The organism is Mesorhizobium sp. M7A.F.Ca.CA.002.15.2.1, from assembly GCF_003998715.1.
In the GTDB taxonomy this organism is placed as follows: domain Bacteria; phylum Pseudomonadota; class Alphaproteobacteria; order Rhizobiales; family Rhizobiaceae; genus Mesorhizobium; species Mesorhizobium ciceri.
On the sequence record NZ_RZPI01000253.1, the window covers coordinates 1 to 7,103 of the forward strand.

The following is a 7,103-nucleotide window of genomic DNA, read 5'->3' on the forward strand; positions in this document are numbered from 1 at the left end:
GCGTCGCGGAGCGTCAAGGCGGCCGACGAGCAGTGGCAGTTCGAAATCTGGCCCTATCTCAAGGCGACGGCCTTTGTCATCGGCTCGCTCGCCTTCGCCGTCCTTCTCGATCAGTTTCTCGACGTTCGCAATCTGGCGATCATTCTGCTCATCGGGGTGCTGGCATCGGCGGTGACCGGCGGCCTGTGGCCGGCTCTGTATGCTTGTTTCGTCAGCGCCCTTGCTTTCAATTATTTCTTCCTGGAGCCGCGCTATACGCTGACGATCAGGGATCCGGAGAGCATCGTCGCGCTTGGCGTCTTTCTCGTCGTTGCGGTCATTGCCAGCAATCTGACGGCGCGCGTGCAGCGCCAGGCGGTCGCCGCCCGCTCGCGGGCGCGGGCGACGGAGGATATCTACCTCTTTTCGAAGAAGCTCGCCGGCGCCGGGACGCTGGACGACGTCCTCTGGGCCACCGCCTTCCAGATCGCCTCGATGCTGAAGCTGCGCGTGGTGCTGCTTTTGCCGGAAGACGGGACGATCACCGTCAAGGCCGGCTATCCGCCTGATGACACGCTGGCCGAAGCCGACATCGCCGCCGCCCGCTGGGCCTGGGAGCACAATCGTGCCGCAGGTCGCGGCGCCGACACGCTTCCGGGTGCCAAGCGCCTCTATCTGCCCTTGCGGACCGGGCGCACGGCCATCGGCGTCGTCGGCCTCGACAACGACAAGCAGGGACCGTTGCTGACGCCCGAGCAGCAGCGGCTTCTCGACGCACTGGCCGACCAGGCGGCAGTCGCCATCGAGCGTATCCAACTGGTCGCCGACGTCGACCGGGCCAAGCTCGCCGCCGAGGCGGACAGGCTGCGCTCGGCGCTGCTCACCTCCATTTCCCATGATCTGAAGACGCCGCTCGCCGCCATCATGGGCGCCGCCGGCACGCTGCGGGATTTTTCAGCAGCACTTCCCGAACCGGATCGGGCCGAACTGCTGTCGACGGTGCTCGACGAATCCGAGCGGTTGAACCGCTTCATCGCCAATCTGCTCGACATGACCAAGATCGAGTCCGGCGCGATGGAGCCGAACTACGCCTTTCACTATGTCGGCGACATCGTCGGCTCCGCCCTGCAAAGGGCCAGGAAAATCATCGGCGAGCACAAGATCGAGACGGACATCCCCAGGGATTTGCCGATGTTGAAGGTCGACCCGGTGCTGTTCGAGCAAGCGTTGTTCAATCTTCTCGACAATGCGGCGAAATATGCCCCGGCCGGCTCGACGATCCGCGTCCAGGGCTGGACCGACAATGGCTCCGTCCTGCTGCAGATCATGGATGAAGGGCCGGGCATTCCTCCCGGCGATCTGGAACGGATTTTCGACACCTTCTACCGGGTGCGCAAGCGCGACCAGATCCGCGCCGGCACCGGGCTCGGCCTGTCGATCTGCCGCGGCTTCATAGAGGCGATGGGTGGCACGATCACGGCGGCAAACCGGACCGACGGTTCGGGCGCGGTCTTCACCATCAAAATGCCCAAGCCGGCAAATCCGCCCAACTTCGACGCTTCGAATACCGACGATGTGGGTGACCTGGCATGACAAACTCGAACGTCAGGATACTGGTCGTCGATGACGAGCCGCCGATCCGCAAGCTGCTGCGCGTCGGCCTCGGCAGCCAGGGCTACGCGATCAGCGAGGCGCCGAATGCCAGGGCGGCCATCGAGCTGATGGAGGCGGAGAAGCCGGACCTCGTCCTGCTCGACCTTGGCCTGCCCGGCATTAGCGGCCATGAGTTGCTGCGCAAATGGCGCGACGACGGCCTCGACATTCCGGTGGTCATCCTGTCCAGCCGGACCGACGAGGCCGGTATCGTCCAGGCCCTGGAGCTCGGCGCCGACGACTATGTCACCAAACCCTTCGGCATGAACGAACTGGTCGCACGCATCCGCGTGGCGCTCCGCCACAAGTTCCAGCAGCAGGGAGAGAAGCCGATTTTCCAGACCGGCGATCTCAGCGTCGATCTGGTCAAGCGCATCGTCAAGGTCGAGGGCAAGGAGGTAAAGCTGTCGCCGAAGGAATACGACATCCTGCGCATGCTGGTGCAGCACGCCGGCAAGGTGCTGACCCACCATTTCCTGTTGAAGCAGGTCTGGGGCGACTCGTCCGACGTGCAGTATCTCAGGGTCTATGTGCGCCAGCTCAGGCAGAAGATCGAGAAGAGCCCCGACCAGCCACGCTACATCACCACCGAGACCGGCGTCGGCTACCGCCTGCGCGAGGTCGAATGAGCGGGTTGGGCGCTTCTAGCCAGTAGCTTCCAGCTGCTGGCCAAGCGGCTTGGAAACCCGCAAGGCCGCGAGACAGCCGACAATGCCGAGCGGGACGAAGGCAAGAAACAGCCAGGACGCGACATTCGCCGCCGCGTCGTGGTTCAAACCTTGCGAAAAGCCGCTGGCATTGGCGACGATGCCGGCAAGGGCTGCACCCACGGCGTAGCCGATGCGCTGCATGGTCGGCACCGCCGCCGAGGCGATGGTCTGCTCGCTCTTCGGGGCGGAGGCGACGATGACGCGTGTCAGGAACGGCCAGGCGATGCCGAAGCCGCCGCCTTGCAACAGGGCACAGATCAGGATGAGCGGGATGGAGCCCAGGGGTATCGTGTAGGCAAAGCCGGCGATGCCGGCCGCGATCATCACCGCGCCGCCGATGATGATCAGCCGCTCGCGCCGCGGCGGCGCGTTGGCGACCAGGATCGACAGGATCGACCAGGCGATCGATTCGGCGGCGATGATGTAGCCGGTGGTCAGCAGCGGAATGTCGTGAAGGCTGGTCAGCAGCAGCGGCCCGTAGACGCCGAAGGAACAGGTGGCCACCGAAAAAGCGGCAACCATGGTCATGCCGGCGCCGACCGGCGTGCGCCATGAGAACAGCCGCGCCGGGAACAGCCGCGAAAGCGGCTTCAGCGCGTCGATGGTGAAGAACAGCAGCAGGCCGATGAGGCCGAAGGCCATCAGCAGCGAAGAGCGCAGCAAGGCGATGTCGACGCCGGCCGAGGCGATCAGCACCACGGCAACGGCAAGGCAGGCAAGGGCCGCGAACGGGAAGGGCGGCGCCCCGCCTGCGCTCGCCTTCGGCCTCGTCGCCTCCGGCGTGTCGAGCACGATGAAACTTGCCAGCGCCATGGCTGCGCCGCCGAGGGTGAAGATGCCGAAGGCCCAGCGCCATGACAAAAGCTCGGTCATGATCGCGCCGAGCAATGGTCCGCTGAAGGCGGCGACGCCCCAGATCGCCGACATGATGCCGAAAAGCTGCGGCCAGATGGCGCGCGAGAACAGTCGTTCGACCGAGACGAAGGCCAGCGACACCAGCGCACCGCCGCCAAGTCCTTCGATCAGGCGGCCGGCGAGGAACAGTTGCATGGAAGGCGAGGTGGCGCAGATCAGGGCGCCTGCTGCGTAGAGCAGGGCTGCGACCACCATGTTGGTGCGCAAGGGGACATAACTCACCAGCCGTCCGGCGGCCGCGCCGGCAACGATGGCACCGAGTTCGTAGATCGCCAGCGACCAGCCGACGAGCTGCACGCCCGCCAGTTCGCCGACCATGGCCGGCATCACCGTTGCCACCATCGTCTCGTTGGTGGCGTGCAACAGGATGCCGAGGCTGATGAAGCAGAAGCGCGCCAGGTCGCCGCTTGCCCATAATCCGCGCCAGTCGACCTTGTTTGTGCTGATCTCGGTCATTTCCACCCCTGTCTTGCATATCTCGACGCCAGCGCAGGACGCCAGAAGCCAGTGCGGCTTTCCGGCAGGACCATGCGGTTCGACAGCGCCGGATCGGGCGCCGCATCGAGGCGTTGTTTCGTTCGGGGCAGGCTTGTAAAACCTCAACCGGGGTTGAGCTCAAGCGGTTTTTTGAGGACCGTTCGCGCGGCAGCCTTTCCGATTGGCGGGTTCGTTGCGCGATCAGTTCTCGGTGCTGCGCAGCTGGAACTGGCTGACGCCGATCGCGAGGTTCATGCCGGTCTGCGTCTGCAAGCTGAGCGGCTGCAAGGTGAAGGCTTGCGAGGAGCCGCCGACCAGCAGATTGGCGCCGGCGCCGACGGCGGCCGTCACCTCGGCGCTGGCGCCGATGTAGTCGCCGGCCAGCGCACCCGGCGCGTAGATGTTCTTCAGCGGCGTCAGCACGATCCACTGCATGACCGTCTGCTTCGTCGTGCCGATGTCGAGGCCGTATTTGTTGACGGCGCCGAAATAGGCTTCCGACGCGAAGCTCTTGTCGGCGGGGTTGAAGGTGCAGCTCAGATCCTTGCTCGAGCCGAAGATGAAGCCGGTGCCGCCGCCAATGGCACAGTCAAGCGTACCGAGCTCTATGCCTCGGTCCTGCGCCTGCGCTGCTCCGACAAACACGGTAGCGAATATGGCAGCGATGGCTGTCTTCAGCATGATGGTCCCCTCAAAAATCAACGGCGCGGAACCATCCTATCTGGTTCCGCGCCGCGGGGTGAGGGGTCATGGAGCGCACGGCTCCATGCGATCACTTGAATGAATGGATCAGCTGGAGCGAGGTCACGGCCACGGCAAGGTTGACGCCGGTCTGCGCCTGGACGCTGAGCGGCTCCAGCATGAAGGCGCTGTCCAAGCCGCCAACCAGCAGATTGGCGCCGCCGCCGGTCACCACGCTCGCCTCGGCGTTGACGCCGTAATAGCTGCCGGCGAGATCGCCTCCGTCACGGTCCCGGGTCGCAGCCAGCACGGCCCAAACGAGCTGGCCCTGATGCGTCTGGCCGACATCGAGGCCGATCTTGGAGATGACGCCTGTGTAAACCTCGGACGGCCCGTGATGATGAGGCCGGAAGACACAGGACACGCCCTTGTTGGAAGCGACGATATAAGCGGTGCCGCCGTCGATGGTGCAATCGAGCGTGCCGAGTTGCAGCTTGCCGGCGCTGGCTGGAGCCACCGCGAACATCGTCGTGGCGAGGGCAGCGGCGCAGGCGAGTTTCTTGATCATGGGAGGGTCCTTTCGCAAATTGCTTTTCGATAACGGCTTGGGAGGCCAGACCGTTCCGCTGAAAACTTGGCGCGATCAAGGCAGGGGCCGAAAGCCTCCTGCCGGGGTTAATGCGCGGTTGCGAAGTGCGTCTTTTCGGACACGCCAAGGATCCCGCGGCATTTGGATGTCACGCGGATTTGTATGGGAAGCGTTTGCCGAAACCGAGATCAGCTGACGCGGGCGAGGCCATCCTTGGCCGGCTGGTAGGTCGGGTCGAGGCGAACGGCTTCCTTATAGGATTTCGCGGCTTTCGCCTTGTCACCGCGCCGCTCGTAGATCAGCGCCTGGTTGGCCCAGGCCTCGGCGTTCTTGCCGTCGAGCTTGATCGCCATGTTGAAATCGGAGAAGGCGTTGTCCTCGTCATTGGTCGCCAGATAGGAGAGGCCGCGGCCGTTGTAGGGCTCGGCGGCGTCCGGCGCCAGCGAGATGGCGGTCGAGAAATCCTCGATGGCGAATTTGTGCTGGCCCTGGCTCTGATAGATCAGGCCTCGATTGTGGTAGGCGCGCGCGTCGGTCGTATCGAGCTGGATCGCCTTCTGAAAGTCGTTGAAGGCGTCCTGGGTGCGACCCGCCTTGCGGTAGAGATTGCCGCGGCCGATATAGGCGGCGTCATAGTTCGAGTTGATCTGGATCGAACGGTTGTAGTCCGCGAGCGCGGCTTCCTGGTTGCCGAGGAAGCGCTGGATGAGCGCACGATTCGAATAGGCCTGGAAGAAATTCGGATTGAGCTGGATGGCTTGATTGAAATCCTTGAGCGCCGCCTGGTATTGGCCGCCACGGCCATAGGCCGAGCCGCGCACATTGTAGCCTTCGGGATCCTGGGGATTGCGCTGGATGACCGCCGACAGCGAGGAAATGTTCTCGCTCGAGCCTTGCGCCTTGTCGATGTTGTTGAATTCACCGGTCGGGCCCGCCGTTTGGCAGCCGGCAAGCGCCAGTCCGGAGAGCAGGGCCGCTGTCAGGGCGAAACCACGCAATGCGGTCCCGCGCTCCACGCTCGTTGCGTTCATGTCTGCCCTGTCCTCACTTCAAGCCGCGTCGTTCAGATCCGGCTCCCCCTCCGGACCGGTCACATCAAAACAAAAAGGTGGCGGCGATTCCACATCGCGCCACCTCTGATATCCTTCGAAAAGGACGAAAAATTGGCGTTAGAACCGCGGCGGACGCGGAGCGCCAGCTGCACCACCAGCGGCGCCGGCAGCAACAGGGCGCGGCGTCATCGGCAGCAGGCCTTCGCGCTGGGCGCGCTTGCGGGCCAGCTTGCGGGCGCGGCGAACGGCTTCAGCCTTTTCGCGGGCGCGCTTCTCGGACGGCTTCTCGTAGTGACCGCGCATCTTCATTTCGCGGAAAATGCCCTCGCGCTGCATCTTCTTCTTGAGAGCGCGAAGCGCCTGATCAACGTTATTGTCGCGGACGAGTACCTGCACGGGCAATCCTGTCTTTCGGGTTTGATATCAACAGGCAAGCGATCATAGCCGCTAGCCTCCGCGGCGGTTTACACCACGAATTGTGGCGGCTGATAGCAGAATCATGCCGCGCTGTCCACAGCGGAAATGAATTTGCGGTGCCAGCCGCAGTCTGTTTGCCTTGAGATAAGGAGCCGACTAGGCCGTCGCGAGGTGCAGCCGCTCGAAATCCTCGAAGAACTCGCCGTAGTCGCAGGTGATCTCCTCGCCCACGGCGATGTCGCGGGTCGCGGTGGCCCCGCCATATTGCGAAAAATCCGTATTCGGATTGCTGGAATGGTTCATGAAGCGGCCATTGTCGACTTCATAGACCATGAAACCTGGCCGGTCGGGGCTGGGATAGGCATAGCGGTCGAGCAGTTCCCTGAGATGCGGGGGGGCCGCTTCGTATTTGTCCATGGGGACCAGTCGGTCGAAATCCGGATCGAGCCGCCAGATCGAAGCCCCTTTCCTGATCGGCTCCGCAGCGAACACGCCGACGCCTTCGATCGCACTCGCAGTCACATAGGTTCTGATCAACAACATAGTTCCAGACCGCGCTTTTGGACAGAAACGGCATCGCCAAATCGCGGCGAAAAATCAAGACCGGCCGTCTGCCTGGCGGCTATGAAC

The 7,103-nt window shown here is 63.7% G+C and carries 8 protein-coding genes; 2 read left to right on the forward strand and 6 right to left on the reverse strand.

Annotation, left to right across the window (positions count from 1 at the left end):
• Together ENZ74_RS15850 and ENZ74_RS15855 are read left to right on the forward strand one after the other, a co-directional pair.
• Nucleotides 1–1,572 (forward strand): DUF4118 domain-containing protein (locus ENZ74_RS15850; RefSeq protein WP_164761048.1); only part of this gene is annotated, 1,572 nt, incomplete at its 5' end.
• Nucleotides 1,569–2,261: a response regulator transcription factor gene (locus ENZ74_RS15855; protein ID WP_063168979.1), complete on the forward strand. Its 693-nt coding sequence runs from the start codon at nt 1,569–1,571 to the stop codon at nt 2,259–2,261. The genes ENZ74_RS15850 and ENZ74_RS15855, both read left to right, overlap by 4 nt.
• 15 nt (nt 2,262–2,276) lie before the next feature.
• On the opposite strand, the gene ENZ74_RS15860 is transcribed toward ENZ74_RS15855, so the two are convergent.
• The 6 genes from ENZ74_RS15860 to ENZ74_RS15885 all read right to left on the reverse strand — a co-directional run bounded on the left by ENZ74_RS15860 (nt 2,277) and on the right by ENZ74_RS15885 (nt 7,016).
• Nucleotides 2,277–3,713: an MFS transporter gene (locus ENZ74_RS15860; RefSeq protein WP_063168978.1), complete on the reverse strand. Its 1,437-nt coding sequence runs from the start codon at nt 3,711–3,713 to the stop codon at nt 2,277–2,279.
• 222 nt (nt 3,714–3,935) lie between these two features.
• Complete coding sequence (locus ENZ74_RS15865; protein WP_063168977.1) at nt 3,936–4,415, reverse strand: DUF992 domain-containing protein; 480 nt, start codon at nt 4,413–4,415, stop codon at nt 3,936–3,938.
• 91 nt (nt 4,416–4,506) lie between these two features.
• A complete protein-coding gene (locus ENZ74_RS15870; RefSeq protein WP_024502781.1) occupies nt 4,507–4,983 on the reverse strand; it encodes a DUF992 domain-containing protein in 477 nt (158 codons plus the stop codon).
• A 209-nt stretch (nt 4,984–5,192) separates the two neighbouring features.
• Entirely contained in the window at nt 5,193–6,035 is an 843-nt protein-coding gene (locus ENZ74_RS15875) for a tetratricopeptide repeat protein (protein WP_013529652.1), read from the reverse strand.
• Nucleotides 6,036–6,173: 138 nt separating this feature from the next.
• Nucleotides 6,174–6,452: a 30S ribosomal protein S21 gene (gene rpsU / locus ENZ74_RS15880; RefSeq protein WP_013529653.1), complete on the reverse strand. Its 279-nt coding sequence runs from the start codon at nt 6,450–6,452 to the stop codon at nt 6,174–6,176.
• A gap of 177 nt (nt 6,453–6,629) precedes the next feature.
• Nucleotides 6,630–7,016 (reverse strand): SET domain-containing protein-lysine N-methyltransferase, encoded by a 387-nt coding sequence (locus ENZ74_RS15885; protein ID WP_063168976.1) that lies wholly within the window; start codon nt 7,014–7,016, stop codon nt 6,630–6,632.
• Between the last annotated feature and the right edge of the window lie 87 nt (nt 7,017–7,103).

Coding starts and splice junctions, on each gene's coding strand:
- ENZ74_RS15865 (WP_063168977.1), bottom strand. CDS start 4,415: ATGCTGAAGACAGCCATCGCTGCCATATTCGCTACCGTGTTTGTCGGA.
- ENZ74_RS15885 (WP_063168976.1), bottom strand. CDS start 7,016: ATGTTGTTGATCAGAACCTATGTGACTGCGAGTGCGATCGAAGGCGTC.
- ENZ74_RS15870 (WP_024502781.1), bottom strand. CDS start 4,983: ATGATCAAGAAACTCGCCTGCGCCGCTGCCCTCGCCACGACGATGTTC.
- ENZ74_RS15860 (WP_063168978.1), bottom strand. CDS start 3,713: ATGACCGAGATCAGCACAAACAAGGTCGACTGGCGCGGATTATGGGCA.
- ENZ74_RS15875 (WP_013529652.1), bottom strand. CDS start 6,035: ATGAACGCAACGAGCGTGGAGCGCGGGACCGCATTGCGTGGTTTCGCC.
- ENZ74_RS15855 (WP_063168979.1), top strand. CDS start 1,569: ATGACAAACTCGAACGTCAGGATACTGGTCGTCGATGACGAGCCGCCG.